This is a genomic window from Paenibacillus sp. MAEPY2 (genome assembly GCF_000499205.1).
Lineage (GTDB): Bacteria > Bacillota > Bacilli > Paenibacillales > Paenibacillaceae > Paenibacillus > Paenibacillus vandeheii.
In genome coordinates this window covers 1-1,032 of sequence record NZ_AWUK01000061.1, presented here as the reverse complement: position 1 = coordinate 1,032, position 1,032 = coordinate 1, and the positions used below count along the sequence as shown (strand labels likewise).

Annotated in this window: 1 protein-coding gene; it reads left to right on the top strand. The window is 58.9% G+C overall.

Annotation, left to right across the window (positions count from 1 at the left end; all coding sequences use genetic code 11):
• The coding region (locus tag P364_RS37485; protein WP_036665901.1) for a KS-MAT linker domain-containing protein at positions 1-1,032 on the top strand (1,032 nt) is incomplete at both ends.

Below are 1,032 nucleotides of genomic sequence, written 5' to 3'. Positions count from 1 at the left end.
GCCTTGAATCACGGCGGCAAAACGAACGGATATACCGTGCCAAATCCCAATGCCCAGGCGGACGTCATCGGCCGAGCCTTGCGTGAGGCGGGCGTTGACCCGCGGACGATCAGTTATGTGGAAGCTCATGGCACAGGCACGTCGCTGGGGGACCCCATCGAGATTGCGGGGCTGAGCAAAGCTTTTCAGCAAGACCCGTCGGAAGAAGCCTACTGTGCGATTGGCTCCGCGAAATCCAATATCGGACATGCGGAGAGTGCAGCAGGCATCGCGGGAGTCACCAAGGTGCTGCTGCAATTGCAGCATGGGGAGCTGGCGCCGTCCCTGCATGTGCAGCAGACCAACCCGCATATTGACTTCAGTCAAACCCCGTTCACGGTTCAGCGGGAGCTGGGCAGTTGGGAACGTCCGAGGGTGGGCGGTCAGACCGTACCGCGACGGGCAGGGATTTCCTCGTTTGGTGCAGGTGGAGCGAATGCTCATCTCATTGTGGAGGAATATCGGGAACCCGACCTGGCGAGCGAAAAGGCGAACGAGCTCAACGAGAAAAATGAGCAAAACGAGCAAAATGAAGTGCCGGGGCTGATCGTGCTGTCCGCGAGAAACGAGGAGCGGCTGGTCGTTAAGGCCCGTCAGCTGCGGGATGCACTCCGTACCGGGCAGAGCCGATGGAAGATGGGTGAGATCGCCTACACGTTGCAAACCGGACGTGAAGCGATGGAAGCGCGGCTGGGCGTGCTGGCACAAACGATGGACGAGCTGATCAGCAAGCTGGACAGCTATGTGGAACAGGCGGGTCAGAGTGAACCGGCAGACAAGGGAAACCTGTATTATCAGGGCCAAGTGAAGCAAGGGCAGGACAATCCGGGCTGGCTGACCGATGAGGAAGATATGAAAGAGAATGTGAAGCGCTGGCTGTCCCAGGGGCGTTATGAGCACGTACTGGATGCGTGGACACGAGGGGCAGTGATTCAGTGGATGGAGCTATACGGGGAAAACAGACAGCAGCATCCGCGTCGAATCAGTCTGCCG